Genomic DNA, 22,502 nt, shown 5'->3' with positions numbered 1-22,502 from the left:
ACTCCAGTGTGGTAGATTTTACCAAATTACGGACTTTTCAGCAATCATATACCGATTGTGGTCCGTTAGCCGAACAGATAGGTAAGACCTACCACCCCCTCGGGCGTAGCCTTGTCTGGTCAGACATTGCGATTCCCGGAGGGGTCAGTCATGGGCCAGATGCCGCTGCTCGACGCCTACCAGCTGTCCGAGCGCTACAGCAGGGAACGAGGCCGCGTCTTCCTCACCGGCACGCAGGCGATCGTGCGCATTGCGCTCGATCAGATCAGGCGCGACCGTGCGAGCGGCCTCAACACCGCGGGCTTCATCTCGGGCTATCGCGGCTCGCCGCTCGGCGGCGTCGATCTCGAACTGTGGAAGATCGGCGAGCGGCTGAAGGAGAGCCGCATCGAATTCCTGCCCGCCGTGAACGAGGACCTCGCCGCGACCGCCGTGCTCGGCTCGCAGCAGGTCGAGACCCAACGGGATCGCGAAGTCGATGGCGTGTTCGGCTTGTGGTACGGCAAGGGCCCCGGCGTCGATCGCTCGGGCGATGCGCTCAAGCACGGCAATGCCTATGGCTCCTCGCCGCATGGCGGCGTGCTGGTCGTGGCCGGCGACGACCATGGCTGCGTCTCGTCCTCGATGCCGCATCAATCCGACGTCGCCTTCATGAGCTGGTTCATGCCGACGCTGCATCCGGCCGATGTCGGCGAATATCTCGCATTCGGCGAATATGGCTACGCGCTCAGTCGGTTCTCCGGCATGTGGGTCGGCTTCAAGGCGATCTCGGAGATCGTGGAATCCGGCGCTTCGGTCGAGCTGCAGCCGCCGCGGGTGTTCGCACAGCCGGATTTCGTGCCGCCGCCGGGCGGACTGCATTATCGCTGGCCGGATCTGCCGGGCCCGCAGATCGAGGAGCGGCTGGAGGCGAAGAAGCACGCGGTCTACGCGTTTGCAAAAGCCAATCCGATCGACCGCCGCATCTACGACATCAGGGATGCGACCTACGGCATCGTTACGACAGGCAAGGCGCATCTCGATCTGATGGAAGCGCTGCGGCTGGTCGGGCTGGATGAAGCCGCATGCCGCCGCTTCGGCATCGACATCTACAAGGTCGGCATGGTGTGGCCGCTGGCGCTGCATGATGCGATGGAGTTCGTGAAGGGCAAGCGCGAGATTCTCGTGGTCGAGGAGAAGCGCGGCATCATCGAGAGCCAGTTCAAGGAATATTTCTACGACTATCCCGGCTCCAAGCCGGAGCGGATGGTCGGCAAGCACGACGAAACCGGCGCGCGGCTGATCTCCTGGACCGGCGAATTGTCGCCGCTGATGCTCGCAGATGTGCTGGCACGGCGGCTCGATCCGATGTTTCCGGAATTGCAGCTCGCCCGCCGCGTCGCCGCGCTCAGGCCGGAGCAGGATCGCACGATCGCCGTCCCCGGCGCGACGCGGACGCCATATTTCTGCTCGGGCTGCCCGCACAACACCTCCACCAAGGTGCCCGAAGGATCCAAGGCGCTGGCCGGCATCGGCTGCCACTTCATGGCGAGCTGGATGGATCGCGAGACATCGTCGCTGATCCAGATGGGCGGCGAAGGCGTCAACTGGGCGGCCTCGTCGAAATTCACCGGCAACAGCCATGTGTTCCAGAATCTCGGCGAAGGCACCTACTATCACTCCGGCTCGATGGCGATCCGCCAGGCGATCGCAGCCAACGCCAACATCACCTACAAGATCCTGTTCAACGATGCCGTGGCGATGACCGGAGGCCAGCCGGTCGACGGCCCAGTCAGCGTGCAAGCGATCGCGCATTCTGTCCGCGCCGAAGGCGTCGCGCGGATCGCGCTGGTCTCGGATGAGCCCGCGCAGTTCTCGCCGGCCGATCTGCCCGTGGGCGTCACCATCCACCCGCGCGAGGAGATGGACGCCGTCCAGCGCGAGCTGCGCGAGATATCCGGCGTCACCGTGCTGATCTATCAGCAGACCTGCGCCACCGAGAAGCGGCGGCGGCGCAAGCGCGGCACGATCAAGGATCCCGCGCGTTTCGCCTACGTCAACGACCTCGTCTGCGAAGGCTGCGGCGACTGCTCGGTGGAATCCAACTGCCTCAGCGTCGAGCCGAAGGAGACGCCGTTCGGCCGCAAGCGCAAGATCAACCTCTCGACCTGCAACAAGGATTTTTCCTGCCTCAACGGCTTCTGCCCGAGCTTCGTCACCATCGAGGGCGGGAAGCGCCGGGCGAAGGGCGCAAGCGCGATCGATCCGTTGGCGCGCGCCGCCGCACTGCCGGCGCCGGAGTTCGCGCCGCTGGACAAGCCCTACGATTTGCTGGTGACCGGCGTCGGCGGCACCGGCGTCATCACGGTCGGCGCGCTGATCGCGATGGCCGCACATCTCGAGGGCCGCGGCGTCTCGGTGCTCGACTTCACCGGCTTCGCGCAGAAATTCGGCCCGGTGCTGAGCTATCTGCGGCTCGCGGCTCTGCCCGAGGCGCTGCACCAGGTGCGGATCGACCAGGGCGCGGCGGACGCGCTGATCGGCTGCGATCTCGTGGTGAGCTCGTCGGCCAAGGCGTCCGGCACCTACCGCAAGGGGATGCGCGCCGCGGTCAACCTCGCGGAGATGCCGACCGGCGACGTGGTGCGCTTCCGCGACGCCGACCTCGCCTCGCCGGTTCGCCTGCGCGCCATCGAGCGGGTGATCGGGGCAGGCAACCTCACCGCGATCGACGCCAATGCATTGGCCGAGCGGCTGCTCGGCGACAGCGTCTACGCCAACATCATGATGCTCGGCTTCGCCTGGCAGCAGGGCCTGGTGCCGGTGTCGCTGGACGCGCTGACCCGCGCGATCGAATTGAACGGCGTCGCCACCGAGCGCAACAAGCAGGCGCTGGCCTGGGGCCGGATTGCGTTCGCCGATCCGGAGTTTTTGCCGAAGGGCGAGAACGCCGATCGCGACACGCCCGAGACGCTGGAGCAGATGATCGCGCGGCGCGCCGATTTTCTGCGGGATTATCAGGATTCGGCCTATGCCGCGCGCTATCGCGCCACGGTCGACCGCGTCCGTCACGCCGAAGCCGCGCTCGGAAACGAGACGTTGACCGACGCCGTCGCCCGCTCACTGTTCAAGCTGATGGCCTACAAAGATGAGTACGAGGTGGCGCGGCTGCATATGCAGACCGGCTTCCTCGAGACCCTCAAGCGCGAATTCGATGGTGACTTCACGGTGCAGTACCATCTCGCGCCGCCGTTGCTGCCGGCAGGGCTGGATGCACGCGGCCGGCCACGCAAGCGCGCGTTCGGCCAGTGGATCCAGACGCCATTCCGCTTGCTGGCGCGGCTCAAGAGACTGCGCGGCACGCCGTTCGACGTATTCGGCTACACCGCGGAGCGTCGCGCCGAGCGCGAGCTGATCGGCTGGTACGAGGCGCTGATCGAGACGATGCTCGGCAAGCTCGATGCCGCGCGGCTGCCCGATCTCACAGCGATCGCAAAAGCGCCGATGGAGATCCGCGGCTATGGGCCGGTCAAGGACGCCGCGATCGAGAAGACCAGGGCGGAGGTGGCGCGGCTGACCGCGCTTCTCACCTCCGCCCCGTCAGATACCAACGACGGCTCAGGCCGCCGCGCCGCGCTTGGCGGGTGAGATCAGACCGACCACGACGGTCGCAATCACGGCCACCACGATGTTGAGCAAGAGCGCGCCGAGACCGACATAGAAGGTGTAGGTGGCATCGCCGAGCGAGATGCTGGCGAGCGGCTTCAGCCCGTTGCTCCACGCCGTGTACGTGCCCCAGCCGATGCCGACCGCCCAGCCGAGCAACAGCGCTTCGGCGCGGAACCAGAGGGTGAACAGGCCGAACACCAACGCCGGCAGCGTCTGCACGATCCAGAGGCCGCCGAGCAGTTGCAGGTCGAGCGCATATTGCGTCGGCAGGAACAGGATGAAGGCAAGCGCACCGACCTTCACCACCAGCGACGTGATCTTCGCCACCGACGCCTCACCGGCATGCGAGATGTCCGGATTGACGTAGGACTTCCAGACATTGCGGGTGAACAGATTGGCCGCGCCGATGCTCATCACCGCCGCCGGCACCAGCGCTCCGATCGCGATCGCGGAGAACGCGAAGCCCGCGAACCATTCCGGGAACAGCGTCTTGAACAGCATCGGCACCACGTCGTTCGGCGACGTCACCTTGATGCCAGCGGCATAGGCCATGTAGCCGAGCAGCGCGATCAGGCCGAGCAGCAGCGTATAGGCCGGCAGCAGGATCGCATTCTTGCGGATCGTATCCGCCGACTTCGAGGCGAAGATGCCGGTCAGCGTGTGCGGATACATGAAGGCGGCGAGCGCCGAACCGAGCGCCAGCGTCGCGTAGGGCAGATACTGCCCGGGCTTCAGCGTCAGTCCGGTGGCGCCGCCCTTCGCCGTGAAGGCGTCGTTGGCGGCCGAGAACACCGCGCCATAGCCGCCGAGCTTCGAGGGCACCACGACCACGGCCGTCAGCACCACGATGTAGATCATGATGTCCTTGACGAACGCAATCAGCGCCGGCGCGCGCAGGCCGGAGCTATAGGTATACAGCGCAAGGATCACGAAGGCGGCGATGATCGGCAGTTCGCCGGTCAGGCCCATCGCCTTGATCACGACCTCCATGCCGATCAGCTGCAACGCGATATAGGGCATAGTCGCGACCAGGCCGGTCAGCGCCACCGCGAGCTCGAGGCTGCGCGAGCCATAGGCGCCGTGCACGACATCCGCAGCGGTGACGTAGCCGTTGGCATGCGCCTTTTTCCACAGCACCGGCATGACGGCGAATACGAAGGGATAGACGATGATGGTGTAGGGCAGCGCGAAGAAGCCGTAGGCGCCGACCGCATACACCAGCGCCGGCACCGCGATCACGGTGTAGGCGGTGTAGAAATCGCCGCCAACCAGGAACCAGGTGATCCAGGTGCCGAACTGGCGGCCGCCGAGACCCCATTCATCGAGATGCTCGTTGACCGGGCCGGATTTCCAGCGCGCCGCGAAGAAGCCCATCACGGTGACGAGGGCGAAGAAGAAGATGAAGACGGAGAGCGCCACCCAGGCGATATGATCGGTCATGGCTGTCCCCTCACCGCTGCTCGTCGGCGTCAGGCCGCCGGCTGCGATAGACCAGCCAGATCAGCAGCGAGGAGATCGGTACCCAGGCGAGCTGGTACCAGTAGAAGAAGGGAAAACCGAACAGCGACGGCTCGAGGAAATTATAGAACGGCACCCATAGCAAGCCGATAAACGGCAGCAGCAACAGAATCCACATGGCTCACTCCCCAGCCCGAGGGTTGATCCAAACCGGCGGTGTTGCCGGCGTCCCGTCATCAACGACCCCAGGAACCATTCGTTGCGTCTAGAATCACGGTTGCGGCATGGCGATGCAAAAAGATGTGATCGCCGTGCCGGGCAGGCAGCCTACTCCGCCTTGATGCCCGCGTCTTGGATCACCTTGCGCCAGCGCGCCTCCTCAGCCGTGAAGTAGCGGTCGAGCTCGGCCGGGGGGGATGCCACCATCACGAGACCCTCATTGACGCTGAGCTTCCTGAAGGCCTCCGCCTGCACGGCCCTGGCCGCCGACTTGTTGAGGCGATCGACGATGTCGGGCGGCGTGTTCGCAGGTGCGTAAAGGCCGTACCAGGATTCCGCTGAATAGCCCGGCACACCGGCTTCGGACACCGTCGGCAATTGCGGGAACGATGCCGAGCGCTCAGCCGAGGTCACCCCGATCGCGCGCAGCTGACCGGCCTCGACCAGCGACGCACAGCTTGCCACCGTCGTGAACATCACCTGGATCTGGCCGCCCATCAGGTCCGTGATCGCAGGCGCCGCGCCCTTGTAGGGCACGGTGGTCAGATTGACAGCAGCCATATGCTTGAACAATTCGCCGGCCAGATGCGCCGAGGTGCCGGTGCCATAGGTGCCGTAGGACAGTTTTTCCGGATCGGCCTTCGCAGCCGCGATCAGATCGGCGATCGACTTGATCGGCGAAGCAGGATTGACCACGACGACATTGAACGAGCGTGCCACCAGCGCCACAGGCGCGAAGTCCTTATGCGCGTCGTAGGGGAGCTTGCTGTAGAGGCTCGGGTTGACGGCGTTAGCGAAGGTCGCCATCAGCAGCGTGTAGCCGTCGGCCGGGCTGGCCGCGACGCTTTGCGTGCCGATGATGGTGCCCGCCCCCGGCTTGTTCTCGATAATGACGGTGACGCCGAGATCCTTCTGCATCTCCTGCGCCAGCGTGCGCGCGACGACATCCGTGCCGCCGCCCGGCGCGAACGGCACCACGATTTTCACGATGTGGTCGGGATAGCCTGCGCGCGCCGGAGCCTGCAGCAGCACATTTGCTGCGATCGCGAACAGGATGGAAGTCAGGACGCGAAGCGGCATGGCAGGCCCCGGGCGGGTAGATGAGCTGTTCCTCTCATACACGCGAACGCCATGCGTGGAGTGCCGGGCGGTCATGACAAGTGGCAGAATCGCTACGCGCTGCCGGTCCCGTCATCCTGAGGTGCGAGCGGAGCGAGCCTCGAAGGATGGACGGCCAGCAGCCGGGCCGATTCATCCTTCGAGGCTCGCAAGAGCTCGCACCTCAGGATGACGGGAATAGAATTGGCAGCGCGGCGTTAGCAACGCGCAAGCGTGCCCACCCTGCGCGCTGCCTCACGAATACGGATTGATCAGCTTCTGCTGCTCGGTGGCGTGATGCACCAGGAGATCGATGAAGACGCGCACCTTCGCCGAGAGGTGATGGCGGTGCGGGTAGATCGCGTTCATCGTCAGCTCGACCGGCCGGTATTCGGGCAGTAGCCGAACCAGCTTCCCCGCTTCGAGTTCATCCCGGACCAGGAAGCCCGCCGCGAGGAACACGCCGACGCCGGCGAGCGCCGCGAGCTTCAGCGTCTCGCCGCTGTTGGAGACGAGATTGCCCGTCACCTTCACCGCTGCCGGCGCGCCCTTGCGGTCGACGAAATGCCACTCGTCGCCGAACGGGTAGTTGATATGGCGAACGCAGTTGCGGGTCGCGAGGTCGGCGAGCAGCTCCGGCTTGCCGTGCGCCTCGACGTAATCATGCGAACAGCACAACACGTGCCGCCAGGTGGCGATGCGGCGCACGATCAGCGCGGAATCGCGCGGCGGGATCATCTGCACGGCGAGATCGAAATTTTCGTCGAGCAGGTCGGCCGAGCGTTCGCCGATCATCAGGTCGACCTTGACCTCGGGATAGGCGGCGAGGAACCCGGTCACCGTCGACGACAGGAACTGGACCAGATGGGTGTTGGTGAAGATGCGCAGCGTGCCGCGCGGCACCGATTGCTGCGCGCCCGCGACCTCGTCGGCCTGCTCGATGTCGGCGAGGATCTGGATGCAGCGGTCGTAATAGGCCTGGCCGACCTCGGTGAGGCTGACCTTGCGCGTGGTGCGGTTGAGCAGCCGGGCGCCGAGCCGGTCCTCCAGCGACTGGACGTGGTTGCTCACCATGGTGGTGGACATGTTGAGCTTGCGGCCGGCGGCGGAAAAGCCGCCGGAATCCACGACCCGGACGAAGGCGGTCAAACTGGTCAGGCGATCCATGTAACAAGGTCCGGATTATCAGCGCTGGCTTGATAATGCTTCCAGTTTTATCGGGATTATCACAGCGGGGAGGACATTGCATCTAAGGGCCGTATCCGGCGCCCTTTCTGGAAGGACGCGAATGTTCGGCCAGGAGACAATCATGTCGACTACGACCTATATCCCTGAAGAATCAGCCAAAATCGGCCTCCGCCCATCGCGGCGGACGGTCAAGCGGGTGGCGCTCGGGCTCGCCGCCGTGCTCGGCGTCGCCGTGGCCAGCGACTTCGGCTACGACTACCTCACCACCGGCCGCTACCTCGAATCCACCGACGACGCCTATGTGAAGGCGGACTCCACGATCATCGCCCCGAAAGTGTCGGGCTACATCGCCCGCGTGCTGGTGACCGACAACCAGCCGGTGAAGGCCGGCCAGCTGCTGGCCGAGATCGACGACCGCGACTACCGCACCGCGCTCGGCCAGGCCAAGGCCGACGTCGACGCCGCCGATGCCTCGGTGCGCAACCTCGATGCCCAGCTCGAGCTGCAACAGCCGATCATCGACCAGAGCACCGCCGATGTCGAAGCCGCCGAAGCCAATCTGAAATTCGCCCAGGAAGAGCAGAGCCGCTACGACGGGCTGATGAAGTCCGGTTCCGGCACCATTCAACGCGCGCAGCAGACTGACGCCGCGCTGCGCAGCAATACGGCGCAGCTGCAGCACGCCAAGTCGGCGCTGTCGGCGGCGCAGCGCAAGGTCGACGTGCTGACCACGCAGCGCGCCCAGGCTGTCGCGCAGGCCGACGGGGCCCGCGCGGTCGAGCAGCAGGCCGAGCTGAACCTGTCCTACGCGCGGATCACCGCGCCGGTCGACGGCACGGTCGGCGCCCGCACGCTCCGCGTCGGCCAATACGTGCAGGCCGGCACCCAGCTGATGGCCGTGGTGCCGCTCGATGCGGTCTATGTGGTCGCCAATTTCAAGGAGACGCAGCTGACCCATGTGCGGAACGGCCAGCCGGTCGAACTCACCGTCGACAGTTTTCACGGCACCACGCTGAAGGGCCATGTCGACAGCCTGTCGCCGGCCAGCGGCCTCGAATTCGCGCTGCTGCCGCCCGACAATGCCACCGGTAACTTCACCAAGATCGTGCAGCGCGTGCCGGTGAAGATCGTGCTCGACGATCACAGCCTCACCGGCCTGCTGCGGCCGGGCATGTCGGCAATCCCGACCGTCAACACCAAGGCGACCGTGCTGGCCGAGCGGGAAGAGAAGCGGCGGCTTGCGTCGGCGACGCGGGCGAGCGGAGGCTAGCGTTCAACGACCAACGTCCTGCTACGCGCGATCGATCACCCACTCGGTGGTCGATCGCGTTTTGCTGCGCCTCTCCTTCGTGCCGCGATCACCGGCGGAAGGGCTCCCTTAACGGCAACGGCCGTCGATTATCAACCGTCGCCGGACAATCCTTTCCGTCTTTCCCGGATTATCGAAACCGGCCGCCTAATCCATGTTGTGCGGGCAAGCAAGGACCACCCCGATGACCGCGCTCCAGCCCACCGCTAATGCAGCCGACGCTGCGAACCTCCCTGCCTCCGCAGCATCCGCCGCACCCGCGATCCCGACCAAGACCTGGATCGCGGTGGTCGGCGCCACGCTCGGCGCGTTCATGGCGGTGCTCAACATCCAGATCGTCAACGCCTCGCTTGCCGACATTCAAGGCGGCATTGGCGCCGGCATCGATGACGGCGGCTGGATCTCGACCTCCTATTTGATCGCCGAGATCGTGGTGATCCCGCTGTCCGGCTGGCTCGCGCAGGTGTTCTCGGTGCGCATCTATTTGCTCACCAATGCGTTCCTGTTCCTGGTGTTCTCGGGCGCCTGCGCGCTGGCGCAGGACCTGCCGCAGATGATCGCGCTGCGCGCCGTGCAGGGCTTCACCGGCGGCGTGCTGATCCCGATGGCATTCACGCTGATCATCACGCTGCTGCCGAAGGCAAAGCAGCCGATCGGGCTGGCGCTGTTCGCGCTGTCGGCGACCTTCGCGCCGGCGATCGGCCCGACCATCGGCGGCTATCTCACCGAGAACTGGGGCTGGCAGTACATCTTCTATGTCAATCTGGTGCCCGGCGCCGTGATGATCGCGATGCTGTACGTCTCGCTCGATCCGAGCCCGATGAAGCTGTCGCTGATCCGCCAGGGCGACTGGCTCGGCATCATCACCATGGCGATCGGGCTTGCCGCGCTGCAGACCGTGCTGGAAGAGGGCAACAAGGACGACTGGTTCGGCTCGCCCTTCATCGTCCGCCTGTCGGTGATCGCAGCCGTGGCGCTGGTCGCCTTCCTGATCGTCGAGTTCACCGTCGAGAAGCCGCTGCTCAATCTGCGCCTGCTCGCCCGCCGCAATTTCGGCTTTGGCATGCTGGCCAACTTCCTGCTCGGCATCGCGCTGTACGGCTCGGTGTTCATCTTGCCGCAATATCTGTCGCGCATCCAGGGCTACAACGCCGAGCAGATCGGCATGGTGCTAGCCTGGACCGGCCTGCCGCAGCTCGTGCTGATCCCGCTGGTGCCGCGGCTGATGCAGCGCTTCGACCCGCGCATCGTCATCGGCATCGGATTTGCGCTGTTCGCCGGTTCCAACTTCATGAACATCTACATGACCAACGACTATGCGGCCGATCAGCTGCTTTGGCCGAACGTCGTCCGCGCCGTCGGTCAGGCGCTGGCATTCGCGCCGCTGTCGGCGGTTGCGACGGCCGGAATTGAGGCGGAGAATGCCGGATCGGCGTCGGCGTTGTTCAACATGATGCGCAACCTCGGCGGCGCCATCGGCATCGCCGCGCTGCAGACGCTGCTGACCAAGCGCGAGCAGTATCACTCCAACGTGCTGATGCAGTCGGTCTCGATGCTGGAACAGGCAACCCGAACGCGGATTGAGGGATTGACCCAGTATTTCCTGAACCACGGCGTTGCCGATCCGGCCGCCGCCGCCCACCGCGCAATCGCTGCGATCGGCAATGTCGTGCAGAAGCAGGCCTACATCCTCGCCTTCAGCGACACCTTCTATCTGCTCGGCGTGGCGCTGATCGTCGCGCTGGTGGCGGCGCTGTTCCTGAAGAAGCCGGGCCAGCTCGCGGGCGGCGGCGGTGCGCACTAGCTCTTTTTGCTGAACCCATAACCAAGGAGAACGACCATGAAACCCCGCATGAATTTCTACCAGGCCGCCCCCGAGACGATCAAAGCGCTGGTTGCGGTCGAAGGCCAGATCACGGCGAGCGGCCTCGAGCAGTCGCTAATCGAGCTGGTCAAGACCCGCGCCTCGCAGATCAACGGCTGCGCCTACTGCATCAACATGCACACCGAGAACGCCCGCAAGCATGGCGAGACCGAGCAGCGGCTCTATCTACTCAACGCCTGGCGCGAGTCGCCGCTCTACAGCGAGCGCGAGCGCGCGGCGCTGGCCTGGACCGAAGCGCTGACGCTGGTTGCAGAGACGCATGCGCCCGACGCCGACTACGAGGCGGTGCGCGCGCAGTTCACCGACAGCGAGCTGGTCAACCTGACCACGCTGATCGGCGCGATCAACGCCTGGAACCGGATCGCGATCGGCTTCCGCGCGGTGCATCCGGTGAAGGTGAAGGTCGCAGCGTGAGGGCGATACTGTCCGCCATACACTCCACTGTCATGCCCCGCTTCATGCGGGGCATCCAGTACGCCGCTGCCCCTCGGCTCAAGCGCCGCGGTCTCTGGAATACTGGATCGCCCGGTCGAGCCGGGCGATGACAGCGCGAATGGGGATAGTTCAAACCGCCGTCGCGCGGGCGAACTCGACATAGATTTCGCGCAGGCGGTCGGTGATCGGGCCGACCTTGCCGCTGCCGACCTGCTTGCCGTCGATCGCGACCACGCCCTGCACGAACACCGAGGCGCTGGTGATGAAGGCTTCCTTGGCGGCAAGCGCTTCCTCAACCGTGAAGGCGCGCTCCTCGATGCGCAGCTGACGTTCCTCGGCGAGCTTGACCACCGCCTTGCGGGTGCAGCCGGGCAGGATCTCGTTGCCGTTCTGCCGGGTCACGATGACGTCGTCCTGGGTGACGATGAAGGACGAGGACGAGCCGCCCTCGGTGACCTTGCCGTCCTCGATCATCCAGGCTTCGCCGGCGCCGGCCGCGGCGGCAGCCTGCTTGGCCAGCACCTGTGCCAAGAGCGCCACGCTCTTGATGTCGCGCCGCTCCCAGCGGATGTCGGGCACCGTGATGACGTTGATGCCGGTCTTGGCCGACGGCGCGTTGATGATGTCCTTTTCCGAGGTGAACATCACAAGGGTCGGCTTGACGTCGGCCTTCGGGAAGGCGAAGTCGCGCCCCTTGTCGGCGCCGCGGGTGACCTCGAGATAGACCATGCCGTTGACGAGGTCGTTGCGCTTGACCAGTTCCTTCTGGATCTCCTCGATCCGCTCCAGCGTCTCGGGGAGCGCAAGCTGGATCTCGCCGACCGAGCGCTTCAGCCGCGCCAGATGCGAGGCGTTGTCGATCAGCTTGCCCTCGAGCACCGCCGCCACCTCGTAGATGCCGTCGGCGAACAGGAATCCGCGGTCGAACACCGAGACCTTGGCCTCCGAATGCGGCACGAACGAGCCGTTGACGTAAGCGATCTTTTCCACGCGAGTTCTCCTGCGGACGAAGGACGGGTTTTCAGGCCTTCGTATACGCAAATTGTTAACGGGGGAAAACCCTCACCGGACGTCATTCCGGGGAGCGCCACTTGGCGCGAGCCCGGAATCCATACTCACGATGGTGGTTATGGATTCCGGGCTCGCCTCTGCGAGGCGCCCCGGAATGACGATGGGGGAGGCTGGCGCCTCAGCCCTAATGCTGCAAGATCTTCGACAGGAACTTCTGCGCGCGGTCGCTGCGCGGCGTGCCGAAGAAATCGGCCTTCTTGGCGTCCTCGACGATCTCGCCGCGGTCCATGAAGATGACGCGGTCGGCGACCTTGTTGGCAAAGCCCATCTCGTGGGTCACCACCATCATGGTCATGCCCTCGCGGGCGAGGTCGACCATGACATCGAGCACCTCGCTGATCATCTCCGGGTCGAGCGCCGAGGTCGGCTCGTCGAACAGCATCGCGATCGGGTCCATCGCCAGCGCGCGGGCAATCGCGACGCGCTGCTGCTGACCGCCGGACAATTCGGCGGGAAACTTCTTGGCGTGGTCCGTCAGCCCGACGCGCTCCAGGAGCTTCATGCCCTTGGCGGTGGCATCGTCATGCTTGCGCCCGAGCACCTTCTCCTGCGCGAGGCGGAGATTGTCGATGATGCGCAGATGCGGGAACAGCTCGAAGTGCTGGAACACCATGCCGACGCGGGAGCGCAGCTTGGGCAGGTTGGTCTTCGGATCGTTGACCTTGATGCCGTCGAGCGTGATGTCGCCGTCCTGAATCGGCTCCAGCGCGTTGACGCATTTGATCAGGGTCGACTTGCCCGAGCCGGACGGGCCGCAGACCACGACCACCTCGCCCTTGGCGACGCTGGTGGTGCAGTCCTTCAGCACCTGGAAGGTCGGCCCGTACCATTTATTGACGTGATTGATCTCGATCATGATGGCTCAGCTTGTTGTTCAGCGAACAATGGCGATCCGCGACTGCAGGCGGCGGACGCCGAAAGACGCGACACAGGAAATGACGAAGTAGACCAGCGCGGCGAACAGGTACATTTCGACCAGGCGGCCGTCGCGCTGCGCGACCTTGCTGGCGGCGCCGAGGAAATCCGGGATCGACAGCACGTAGACCAGCGAGGTGTCCTGGAACAGCACGATGGTCTGCGTCAGCAGCACCGGCAGCATGTTGCGGAACGCCTGCGGCAGCACGATGTAGCGCATCGACTGCGCGTAGGTCAGGCCGAGCGCGCTGGCCGCGGCCGGCTGACCCTTCGAGATCGACTGGATGCCGGCGCGCATGATCTCGGAGAAATACGCAGCCTCGAATGCGACGAAGGTAATCAGCGAGGAGGCGAAGGCGCCGACCGAGATCGGCCGCGACGCGCCGGTCAGCCACTGCCCGATGTAAGGCACCAGGAAGTAGAACCAGAAGATCACCAGCACCAGCGGCAGCGAGCGGATGAAGTCGACATAGAAGCCCGCGATGCGCCCGAGCACCTTGTAGCTCGACAATCGCATCAGGGCGATCAGGGTGCCGAACACGAGGCCGCCGAATGCCGCGAGCGCCGTCAAGGTCAGCGTGAAGCGCATCCCTTCGAAGAATAGATAAGGCAGCGAGCGGCGGATGACGTCGAAATCGAGATTGCCGAGCATCGTTATTTGCCCGTGATGTAGCCGGGGATCGCGACATAACGCTCGAGGAAGCGCATCGCGGTGACCACGACGAAATTGAGAAGAAGATAGAGCACGGTTGCCGCGGTGAACGCCTCGAACACCTGGAACGAGAATTCCTGCATCGAACGCGCCTGGCCGGTCAGTTCGATCAGGCCGATGGTGATCGCGACCGCGCTGTTCTTGATGGTGTTGAGGAATTCGGAGGTCAGCGGCGGCAGGATGATGCGGAACGCCATTGGCAGCAGCACGTAGCGATAGGTCTGCACCGTGGTGAGGCCGAGCGCGGTCGAAGCCTGCTTCTGGCCACGCGGGAGCGAGCCGATGCCGGCCTGCAATTGCACGGCGACGCGCGCCGACATGAAGAGGCCGACGCCAACCGCGGCGGTCCAGAACGGCGCGTTCGGCAATTGCTTCAGCCACAGCCCGGCGGATTTCGGCAACAGCTCGGGCAGCACAAAGAACCACAGGAACAGCTGCACCAGCAGCGGCATGTTGCGGAAGAACTCGACCCAGCAGAAGCCGATCCACGACGCCGTCCGCGACGGCAGCGTGCGCAGCACGCCGATCACCGTGCCGGAGACCAGCGCGATAATCCAGGCGAGCACCGACACCTTGATGGTGACCACCAGTCCCGACAGCAGCAGGTCGAGATAGGTGCCGGTCCCCATCGGGTTCGGCTCGAGAAAGATGTGCCAGTTCCAATTGTAGTTCACAGGTCCCCCGCGCTCTCGCGCCGATCACGCATTACGCCGACATCACGCGCGGCGTCTATGCAAATGTCCGGCCATTCTCCTCCAAAATGGCCGGACACGCTTATTTTCGGGACCCGCCGCCGAACGGCGACGGGTCATGCGCAGCACTGCGATCAGTTCACCAGATAGGCATCCGGATCCGGCGAGTCCGACGGCTTCGCAAACTGCTTCTTCATCTCCGGTCCAGCCGGCGAGTTGAGATTGAGGCCCTTCGGCGGGATCTTCTGGGTGAACCACTTGTCGTAGATCTTCTGGCCCTCGCCGCTGGTGTAGAGCGCTGCGGTGGCGGCGTCGACGACCTTCTTGAACGGCGCGTCATCCTTGCGCAGCATGATGCCGTACGGCTCCGGCTTGGAGAACGCGTCCTTTGAGATCACGTAGTCGTCCGGCGACTTCGAGCCGGCGACGAGGCTCGCGAGCAGGATGTCGTCCATCACGAAGGCGACCGCGCGATCGGTCTCGACCATTAGGAAGGCCTCGGCATGATCCTTGGCCGGGATGATATTGACGCTTAGCCCACGCGCGAGGTTGGCTTCGGTGAGCTGCTTGATGTTGGTGGTGCCGGCGGTCGAAACCACCGTCTTGCCCTTGAGGTCGTCGATCGAGTTGATCTTGTTCGCCTTCTTGGTGACGTAGCGGCTCGCGGTCAGGAAGTGCGAGTTGGTGAAGGAGACCTGCTTCTGGCGCTCTGCATTGTTGGTGGTCGATCCGCATTCGAGGTCGACGGTGCCATTGGCCATCAGCGGAATACGCGTCGCCGAGGTCACCGGGTTGAGCTTGACCTCGAGCTTGTCGAGCTTCAGCTCCTTCTTCACGGCATCGACGATCTTGTAGCAGATGTCCATCGCGTAGCCGACGGGCTTCTGGTTGTCGTCGAGATAGGAGAACGGGATCGAGGAATCGCGGTAGCCGAGCGTGATCGCGCCGGTGTCCTTGATGTTCTTCAGGGTGCCCGTCAGCTCCTCGGCCTGCGCCTGGCTCGCGCCGAGCGCGGCGGCGAGCGCGAAGCCGATCAGATATTTGGATGTCATACGTCTACTCCTTCGTGGAAACGTCGATTTAGTGCGTGAGAATGTCGGCGAGGACGGGTGCGATATAGCGGCGAAACTGGTCCGGATTCTCGCTCATCGGAAAATGACCGAGCTTTTCCATGATCGTGACGCTGGCGCCCCCTATTGCCGCTGCCGTCCGCCTCGTGTCCTCAGGCGTGCAGGAGAAATCATACTCGCCCGTGAGGAGATAGAGCCTGCATACTTTAGTATCGATTGACGCGACCCGACCGCGCAGGTCGCCGTCGACACGATAGAAATAGAGGTCGCCCTTGAACACGCCGGGGCCGCCCTGCTTGTAGGCCCACAGCGTTTCCATCCGCGCAGGCTCCGGGCTCTGCGGCGCAATCAGCCCCGACACCAGCGCGGCGCAGACCTCGCCGCCGTGAACGTCGGGGCGGTTCAGCCAGTCGGTGTCATACCACGGCGCCTGGAAATCGGCGGCCTCGAGCCCGATCAGCGCGCGGAACTCGGCGGCATGTTCGATCGCAAGGTTGAGCACGATGCGGCCGCCGATCGAGCAGCCCATCACGACAGGCTTCTCCAGCCGCAGTGCACGGCAGAAGGCGCGGATGGTTTCGGTGTAGCGCGCTGTGGTGAGTTGGTATTCATCGCCGGCCCAGCTTTTCGGCGGATTCGACTTGCCATGCCAGGGCATATCGAAGGCAATGACGCGGAAATTTTCGGCAAATTGCGCGTCTGCGAGCAGGTGCCGCCACTGCCGCGCGTCTGATCCCGCGGTGTGCAGGCAGACCAGCGGAATGCCCTTGCCGTTCTCCTCGAAATAGATCCGGTGCAGCTCGCCGCCGATCTCGACGTGAACGTAGCGGCCGACCATCGGCTCGATATGGCCGTTCGTGACAGTGCCGCTCATGCTACGACCGCCGTGAAATGCTGCCGCGGCAGCGCCAGCAGGTCCTTGAAGTATTGCAGATGCGCCATGAAGGGATGCAAATCGCCTTCCAGCACCGCCTCGCCGCGCTTGGTCAGCGCCAGGAGATCGTGCCAGCCGGGCCTCGGCTCGGCCTGCCAATAGGCGGCCCAGGCCTGCGGCGTCGCACGATAGGCGAAGCGCCACGAGCGCATCAGGACCGGTGAGGGCACGAGCTCGACGATGCGGCCGCCACGGATCGCGGCATGAAACGGCCGCGCCATCGGACCGAGCAGGCAGTCGCAATCGAGCAGCCGCCCGCGCGAGACCAAGCGAGGTGCCTGGTCGAGCAATGCGGGAATGCCGGCAAACGCCGTCGTCACAGCGTCGTCGGTGGCGTCGGGCGATAGCGTCATCTGTCGGGGAAGTTTTCCTGCGGCGGACGCCCCATGATGACCGGAAGGGCGCGATCCCGCAAGGCGCCGATGCCCCTGGATGCCCTTGGGTTCCCTGGATTATACGCTTGACCAAACGTTGCTTGCCGGTCAGGGCGCGGAGCGGCGCGCCCTCCCCGCATGCCTTGTTCGCCGCGACCTCGGCAGCGTAGAATGCCTGCGCCCCGCGCGGCCCCGCAAGATGATCCTGGATCAGCATCCGCTTTCGCCGTTCACACAGACGCGCAGGATCGCGCTCCGCGAGAGGGACGCGCGCTTCGAGACCGCGCGCTTCGCCCAGGCCGCAACCAGGCCGAAAGAGAGCAAGTCATGACGGTCGATCACAACGCCCTGATTCTTCACCAATACGATATCTCGCCGTACTCCGAAAAAATCCGCGGCGCGCTCGGCCTCAAGGGCCTCACCTGGTGGGCCTGCAACCAGCCGTCGATCATGCCCAAGCCGGACCTGATCGCGCTGACCGGAGGTTACCGCCGCATCCCGGTGCTGCAGATCGGCGGTGACGTCTATTGTGACAGCGAGCTCATTCTGGACGAGATCGAGCGGCGCTTTCCCGCTCCGTCGATCTTTGCATGCGGCCGGGCCACCGCGGAGACCTATCGTCTATGGGCAGACGAGAAGCTGTTTCCGACCGTCGTGGGACTGCTGTTCTCCGGAGATTGGGATGTCAGCGAGGCCTTCATCGCCGACCGCTCGGCGCTGCGGGGCCGGCCGTTCGATCCCGAAGCGTTCCGCGCGGCCATACCAAGCTTGACCGACGCGCTGCACCGGCACCTGCGGCTGCTGGAGATGCAGCTCGAGAACGGCAGCGCCTTTCTGGCAGGCGAGCAGCCGAGTGCGGCCGATCTTCAGGTCTTCCACAACCTCGCGTTCATCCGCTGGGGTAAGGGACGGACGACAGCGTTGCTCGACCAGCATCAGGGCCTGCGCGCCTGGGAGACGAGAATGCGCGCGATCGGACACGGCATACGTCATGACATCGGCAAGGACGACGCGCTCAGAGTAGCCCGCGAAGCGTCGATCTCTGCGGCGGTTGGCGGCGCGCGCGTGAGCTACCAGATCAATGACGCCAATTCGTCGCCGATCACGGGCAGGTTCGTTGCAGAGGACGCGCAGCGGGTGTCGATCCTGCTGGAAAATCCGACTGTCGGCACCGTCGTGGTCCATCTGCCGGCGACCGGTGGTCGGCTGCATCGCCTCGATTGAACCGCTTGGTTCCTGAGAGGATGTGAAGTTTTGTCCTCATCCACTCTTGTCGTCGCCCGGCCTGTGCGCAATTGCGCACATGGACCGGGCGATCCAGTACGCCGCGGCCTATCGGCTCAAGCACGACCGTCTCTGGAATACTGGATCACCCGCATGCGCGGGTGATGACACTGAGCAAGCTGAGTAAACCAATTCCGTCATCCTGAGAGGACGCGACGTCTACCGTGCGCGAGGAGAGGCAAAGAAGAGCGCGGCAGCATTTTCACCCCGTCTTCGCCGCACGCACGTTCTTCGGCGCCTGAGCCATCGCGCGGGCCAGCACCTGGGCTTCCTTCTTCAGCATGTCGGCGAGCTCGCTTTCGCGGCGGCGGATGCGGTCGGTGGCGGCTCCGATCGAGAGCGCGGCGACAACCTCGCCGGCATCGTCGCGGACGGGAACGCCGACGCCGCCCATGCCGGGGAATGCGGCGTCGAGCAGCACGGTGTGGCCGGCCTTGCGCGCCACCGCAATCCGCTCGCGCAGGAATTTCGGCGTGATGCGCGGCGATTTCGCCAGCCGCGGCACGATCACCTCGATCACGGCCTCGATCTCGGCGTCGGGCAGCCAGACCAGGAGCGCCAGCGCGCCGGCACCGACGCCGAGCGGACGGCGGCTGCCGATCTGCAGATAGTTCGGCTGCAACGGATGGCTGCCGACCGAGCGCGCCAGATAGAGCGCCTCGACGCCGGAGCGCACCGACAACAGCGCCGTATCCGCGGAGCGCTCCGACAGCCGGAGCAGGCTCGGCTGCGCCAGTTCGGCGATGTCGACCGAGCGGCGCGCGCCGACCGCCATCACCCGAGCCTCCTGGCCGAGCTCATAGGTCTTGGCGCCGGCCACCCGGCTGACGAAACCTTCCTCGATCAGCGAGTTGAGGATACGCAGCGCGGTCGCCTTGTTCAGCGAGGTGGTATCGGCAATGTCGGTCAGCCGCAGCGGCGAGCGCTGCGCCAGCACGCGCAGGATCGCGCAGACCTTCTGGATCGCGTTGAACTTGTCGGGTTGGCCCGGCTCTGGCGGCGGCCTCTTGCGGCTGGTCCGTGCGGTCGCAGTCGTGGAGGCGTTCATGCCCTAATCTTCCCTGCCTCAATTGCAAATCCTGAACCGGGCACGACGAGGGACGTGCCCGGCGGATATCATCCTAAGACGGATAACGCGCCGGACATCGTATACTTTCGTCAGATGAAACTTTGATTGCGACTATCTACGCTGCTTTGCAGCAACAAGGATAATTGAATTTCGCTTCACGAAATCAAGCCAACCGCAGCCGGCGGATGGTGAACAGCGACCACAGGCTGAGCAGGCAAACGCCGGTGAGGTAGTAGCCCGGTGCGAGTTCGCCGATCGGCGCGAAGCCGCCCATCCAGGTCATGATCGCCGGTCCCATGCCGCCGAACAATGTGACGCCGATATTGTAGCTGAGGCCGAGCCCGGTCGCACGCGTCGCCGCCGGAAACAGCTCCGACATCAGCGCGGCGAGCGGTCCGTAATAAAGCGACTTGAGGATTCCGAGCCACAGCACGCCGATCAGGATGATGACAGGCGTCGGCCTGCCCGTGAGCAGCAGGAAGGCCGGGAAGATCGAAACCAGCAGCAGCAACGCGAACAGGATCATGTGGGTGGTGCGCCCCACCCTGTCGGAGACGAGGCCCGCGATCGGCGCCAGCAGCGCGACCGCCGTCTGCGCGGCGAATGCGGCGATGAAGCCGACCGACGGCGCGAGGTTGAGCGTCTTCACCACATAGGTCGGCATGTAGACGATCAGATAGTTGACCGCGGTCGACACCGCGAGCGCGCCGATCGCCAGTATCGTGGCGAGCTTCTGCCGCGCGAACACTTCCCTGACCGGCGAGTCCTGCTTCCCCGCCGCCGGCGGCGGCGTCGCATCGTCGACATGGTTGCGGATGTAGATGCCGACCGGGCCGATCAGCACGCCGAACAGGAACGGCAACCGCCAGCCCCAGGATTGCAGGTCCTCCGGGCTCATCAGCGAGGTCAGCAGCGCACCGAAGCCGGCACCCAGCAGGCCGCTGACGCCCTGGCTCGCGAACTGCCAGCTCGCCACGAAGCCGCGCCGCTCCGGCATGTGCTCGACCAGGAACGCGGTCGAGGAGCCGAACTCGCCGCCGGCGGAAAAGCCCTGCACCAGCCGCGCCAGCATCACCGCGATCGGCGCCAGGATGCCGATGGTCTGATAGGTCGGCATCAGCGCCAGCACCAGCGTGCCGAACGTCATCAGCACGATCGACAGCATCAGCGAAGCCTTGCGTCCGTGGCGGTCGGCATAGGCGCCGAGCACGATGCCACCGATCGGGCGGATCAGGAACGACAGGCCGAAACTGCCGAAGGTCAGCAGCAGCGAGGTGGTCGGATCATTGGCCGGGAAGAACGCCTTGGAGAGGTAGACCGCGAAATAGGCGTAGACCGAGATGTCGTACCATTCGAGCGCATTGCCGACCGAGGTCGCGACGATCAGGCGGGTGATGTTTTTCTTGGTGGTGGCGTCGTCTTCGGAGGAGAGCGGCGTTGCTGTCGATAGTGTCATCAGGTTTCCTTGGCCGTGTCGGCACTCTTCTCTCAACGCGTCGATGGCCGGGGCCTATCCCGGCGATACACGCCTTCCCCGTCATCCTGAGGTGCGAGCTCTTGCGAGCCTCGAAGGATGCACGGCCCCGCTGGTGGCCGATTCATCCTTCGAGGCTCGCTCCGCTCGCACCTCAGGATGACGGGGAAGAAGCGAGTCCGTCCTTCACCCCTAGCGCTTTGCCTCGCCGAGGTCCCAGAACAGGCCGGCCATGATGGTCAGCGCCTCCTCGGTCACCGGCAGCAGGATGTGCTCGTCGGGGGCGTGCTGCGAGCAGCCCGGATAGGAATGCGGCACCCAGATCGTCGGCAGGCCGAGGCCTTCCGAGAACACGTCGTTCGGCAGCGAGCCGCCGAAGTTCGGCAGCACCGCCGGCGCCTTGCCGGTGGTGGTGCGGATCGAGTTCGCCGCCCAGTCGATCCACGGGCTGTCCATGTCGGTGCGCGAGGCGCCGAACCGCTGCGCGCCCGAGACCTCGACCATCGGGAAGCCGTTCTTGTGCAGATGATCGCGCACCCCATCGATCACTTCGAGATATTTGGTGCCGACGACGAAGCGGAGCTGCAGCACGGCGTTGGCCTTGCCCGGAATAGCATTGGCCGGCTTGTCGATATTGCCCGACGACATCGCCAGCACTTCCAGCGTGTTCCAGGCGTAGAGCCGTTCGGCCGCAGTCAGGCCCTCCTCGCCCCAATCTTCCGCCAGCGCCGGTTCGTCCGCCGTCGGCTTGATTTCGACGTCGGCGAGCGCGGCGCGGACGCGGTTCGAGATCGGCGGCGGTTTCAGGATCTCGAGCTTCATGCGGCCCTTGCCGTCGACCAGGCTCGCGATCGCGTTGACCAAAATCGTCGCCGGATTGGCCAGTACGCCGCCCCAATTGCCGGAATGGTTGCCGCCCTCGCGCAGATTGACGTCGAGATGGATGCGGTTGCCGCCACGGCAGCCGAGGAAGATGGTCGGCCGGTCCGCCGACAGCCGCGGCCCGTCCGAGGCAATGAAAAGATCGGCCTTCAGCTCCTCGCGATGTGCCTCGCAGACCTCGCGCAGATCAGGCGAGCCGATCTCCTCGCCGGTCTCGATGATGAACTTGGCGTTAAAGCCGAGCTTGCCGCCGCGGGCCTGCTTCACCGCGCGTAGCGCGGCCATGTTGATCGAATGCTGGCCCTTGTTGTCGGCGGTGCCGCGGCCGTAGACGCGGTCGCCCTTGACCGTGGTCTGCCAGGGATTGAGCCCGTCGCGCCATTCGCCGACCATGCCGTCGACGACGTCACCATGGCCGTAGGTCAACACGGTCGGCCGCGCGGCGTCCTCCTGGTAGTCGGCGATCAGATAGGGCCCGCGGCCGGTCGGCGACTCGATCAGCCGGGTCGTGAAATCGAGTTCGGCGAAGGCCGGCTGCAAATTCTCGACCAGATAGGCGCGCAGCGCATCGGCCTTGTCGGCGTTCAGGCTCTCGGTCTGGTAGCCGACCCTGCGGTCCAGCTCCTGCAAGAACTGCCCCGATTGAAAATGCTCTCGCACGTTTGCGATTGCGTCGGCCCGTGTCGCCATGATTGTTCCTTCGTCCGGTCGCGTCTTGGCATGAACCCACCGGAACGCGATGCTTTGCGCCCGGATCATGCTTCTGGAGGCCGGCAACCTATCGG

General features: G+C 64.9%; 20 protein-coding genes. 6 read left to right on the top strand and 14 right to left on the bottom strand.

The features are described from left to right. The first annotated feature begins 150 nt into the window (after nt 1-150). A complete protein-coding gene (locus BraRD5C2_RS04175; protein WP_223967045.1) occupies nt 151-3,627 on the top strand; it encodes an indolepyruvate ferredoxin oxidoreductase family protein in 3,477 nt (1,158 codons plus the stop codon). On the opposite strand, the gene mctP is transcribed toward BraRD5C2_RS04175, so the two are convergent. The 4 genes from mctP to BraRD5C2_RS04155 form a co-directional block, all read right to left on the bottom strand. Next, complete coding sequence (mctP, locus tag BraRD5C2_RS04170; protein ID WP_223967044.1) at nt 3,598-5,088, bottom strand: monocarboxylate uptake permease MctP; 1,491 nt, start codon at nt 5,086-5,088, stop codon at nt 3,598-3,600. The two genes, BraRD5C2_RS04175 and mctP, sit on opposite strands and share 30 nt — an antisense overlap. 10 nt (nt 5,089-5,098) lie before the next feature. Beyond that, entirely contained in the window at nt 5,099-5,284 is a 186-nt protein-coding gene (locus BraRD5C2_RS04165; protein ID WP_223967043.1) for a DUF3311 domain-containing protein, read from the bottom strand. A 149-nt stretch (nt 5,285-5,433) separates the two neighbouring features. Then, nucleotides 5,434-6,405, bottom strand: a complete 972-nt coding sequence (locus BraRD5C2_RS04160) for a tripartite tricarboxylate transporter substrate binding protein (RefSeq protein WP_223967042.1) — start codon at nt 6,403-6,405, stop codon at nt 5,434-5,436. A 273-nt stretch (nt 6,406-6,678) separates the two neighbouring features. Next, complete coding sequence (locus BraRD5C2_RS04155) at nt 6,679-7,590, bottom strand: LysR family transcriptional regulator (RefSeq protein WP_223967041.1); 912 nt, start codon at nt 7,588-7,590, stop codon at nt 6,679-6,681. A 142-nt stretch (nt 7,591-7,732) separates the two neighbouring features. On the opposite strand from BraRD5C2_RS04155, the gene BraRD5C2_RS04150 reads away from it, so the two are divergent. From BraRD5C2_RS04150 to BraRD5C2_RS04140, 3 genes are all read left to right on the top strand, one after another. Then, the gene (locus BraRD5C2_RS04150) at nt 7,733-8,881 is read left to right on the top strand and encodes an HlyD family secretion protein (RefSeq protein ID WP_223967040.1); all 1,149 of its coding nucleotides are present in this window, start codon (nt 7,733-7,735) and stop codon (nt 8,879-8,881) included. A gap of 223 nt (nt 8,882-9,104) precedes the next feature. Continuing rightward, nucleotides 9,105-10,724 carry an MDR family MFS transporter gene (locus BraRD5C2_RS04145; protein ID WP_223967039.1) on the top strand — a complete coding sequence of 540 codons (1,620 nt, stop codon included), beginning with the start codon at nt 9,105-9,107 and terminating at the stop codon, nt 10,722-10,724. A gap of 36 nt (nt 10,725-10,760) precedes the next feature. Next, nucleotides 10,761-11,219 (top strand): carboxymuconolactone decarboxylase family protein, encoded by a 459-nt coding sequence (locus BraRD5C2_RS04140; protein WP_223967038.1) that lies wholly within the window; start codon nt 10,761-10,763, stop codon nt 11,217-11,219. Nucleotides 11,220-11,369: 150 nt separating this feature from the next. Here BraRD5C2_RS04140 and BraRD5C2_RS04135 read toward each other — a convergent pair whose 3' ends face one another. From BraRD5C2_RS04135 to BraRD5C2_RS04105, 7 genes are all read right to left on the bottom strand, one after another. Then, a complete protein-coding gene (locus BraRD5C2_RS04135) occupies nt 11,370-12,230 on the bottom strand; it encodes a D-amino-acid transaminase (protein ID WP_223967037.1) in 861 nt (286 codons plus the stop codon). A 205-nt stretch (nt 12,231-12,435) separates the two neighbouring features. Further along, nucleotides 12,436-13,167 (bottom strand): amino acid ABC transporter ATP-binding protein, encoded by a 732-nt coding sequence (locus tag BraRD5C2_RS04130; RefSeq protein ID WP_223967036.1) that lies wholly within the window; start codon nt 13,165-13,167, stop codon nt 12,436-12,438. 18 nt (nt 13,168-13,185) lie between these two features. Continuing rightward, complete coding sequence (locus BraRD5C2_RS04125) at nt 13,186-13,878, bottom strand: amino acid ABC transporter permease (protein ID WP_223967034.1); 693 nt, start codon at nt 13,876-13,878, stop codon at nt 13,186-13,188. A gap of 2 nt (nt 13,879-13,880) precedes the next feature. Continuing rightward, nucleotides 13,881-14,612 carry an amino acid ABC transporter permease gene (locus BraRD5C2_RS04120; RefSeq protein WP_223967032.1) on the bottom strand — a complete coding sequence of 244 codons (732 nt, stop codon included), beginning with the start codon at nt 14,610-14,612 and terminating at the stop codon, nt 13,881-13,883. 152 nt (nt 14,613-14,764) lie between these two features. After that, nucleotides 14,765-15,682: an amino acid ABC transporter substrate-binding protein gene (locus tag BraRD5C2_RS04115; protein ID WP_223967030.1), complete on the bottom strand. Its 918-nt coding sequence runs from the start codon at nt 15,680-15,682 to the stop codon at nt 14,765-14,767. 28 nt (nt 15,683-15,710) lie between these two features. Continuing rightward, nucleotides 15,711-16,574, bottom strand: a complete 864-nt coding sequence (locus tag BraRD5C2_RS04110; RefSeq protein ID WP_223967029.1) for an alpha/beta fold hydrolase — start codon at nt 16,572-16,574, stop codon at nt 15,711-15,713. Continuing rightward, nucleotides 16,571-16,987, bottom strand: coding sequence for a hypothetical protein (locus BraRD5C2_RS04105; protein WP_223967028.1), 417 nt, complete (start codon nt 16,985-16,987; stop codon nt 16,571-16,573). The genes BraRD5C2_RS04110 and BraRD5C2_RS04105 overlap by 4 nt, the downstream gene beginning before the upstream one ends. Before the next feature lie 79 nt (nt 16,988-17,066). On the opposite strand from BraRD5C2_RS04105, the gene BraRD5C2_RS04100 reads away from it, so the two are divergent. Both BraRD5C2_RS04100 and BraRD5C2_RS04095 read left to right on the top strand, forming a co-directional pair. After that, a complete protein-coding gene (locus BraRD5C2_RS04100; protein WP_223967027.1) occupies nt 17,067-17,339 on the top strand; it encodes a hypothetical protein in 273 nt (90 codons plus the stop codon). After that, nucleotides 17,336-18,232: a glutathione S-transferase family protein gene (locus BraRD5C2_RS04095; RefSeq protein WP_223967026.1), complete on the top strand. Its 897-nt coding sequence runs from the start codon at nt 17,336-17,338 to the stop codon at nt 18,230-18,232. The genes BraRD5C2_RS04100 and BraRD5C2_RS04095 overlap by 4 nt, the downstream gene beginning before the upstream one ends. Nucleotides 18,233-18,494: 262 nt before the next feature. Here the strand turns inward: BraRD5C2_RS04095 and BraRD5C2_RS04090 are convergent, their stop codons facing one another. The 3 genes from BraRD5C2_RS04090 to BraRD5C2_RS04080 all read right to left on the bottom strand — a co-directional run bounded on the left by BraRD5C2_RS04090 (nt 18,495) and on the right by BraRD5C2_RS04080 (nt 22,407). Then, nucleotides 18,495-19,340: an IclR family transcriptional regulator gene (locus BraRD5C2_RS04090; RefSeq protein WP_223967025.1), complete on the bottom strand. Its 846-nt coding sequence runs from the start codon at nt 19,338-19,340 to the stop codon at nt 18,495-18,497. Between the two features lie 184 nt (nt 19,341-19,524). Next, nucleotides 19,525-20,817, bottom strand: coding sequence for an MFS transporter (locus BraRD5C2_RS04085; protein ID WP_223967024.1), 1,293 nt, complete (start codon nt 20,815-20,817; stop codon nt 19,525-19,527). A 210-nt stretch (nt 20,818-21,027) separates the two neighbouring features. Continuing rightward, nucleotides 21,028-22,407 carry a M20 family metallopeptidase gene (locus BraRD5C2_RS04080; RefSeq protein WP_223967023.1) on the bottom strand — a complete coding sequence of 460 codons (1,380 nt, stop codon included), beginning with the start codon at nt 22,405-22,407 and terminating at the stop codon, nt 21,028-21,030. Nucleotides 22,408-22,502 lie beyond the last annotated feature (95 nt).

The organism is Bradyrhizobium sp. RD5-C2, assembly GCF_019972155.1.
GTDB lineage: Bacteria > Pseudomonadota > Alphaproteobacteria > Rhizobiales > Xanthobacteraceae > Bradyrhizobium.
The sequence above is the reverse complement of the archived record's forward strand: the minus strand, read 5'-3'. Positions and strand labels throughout refer to the sequence as shown.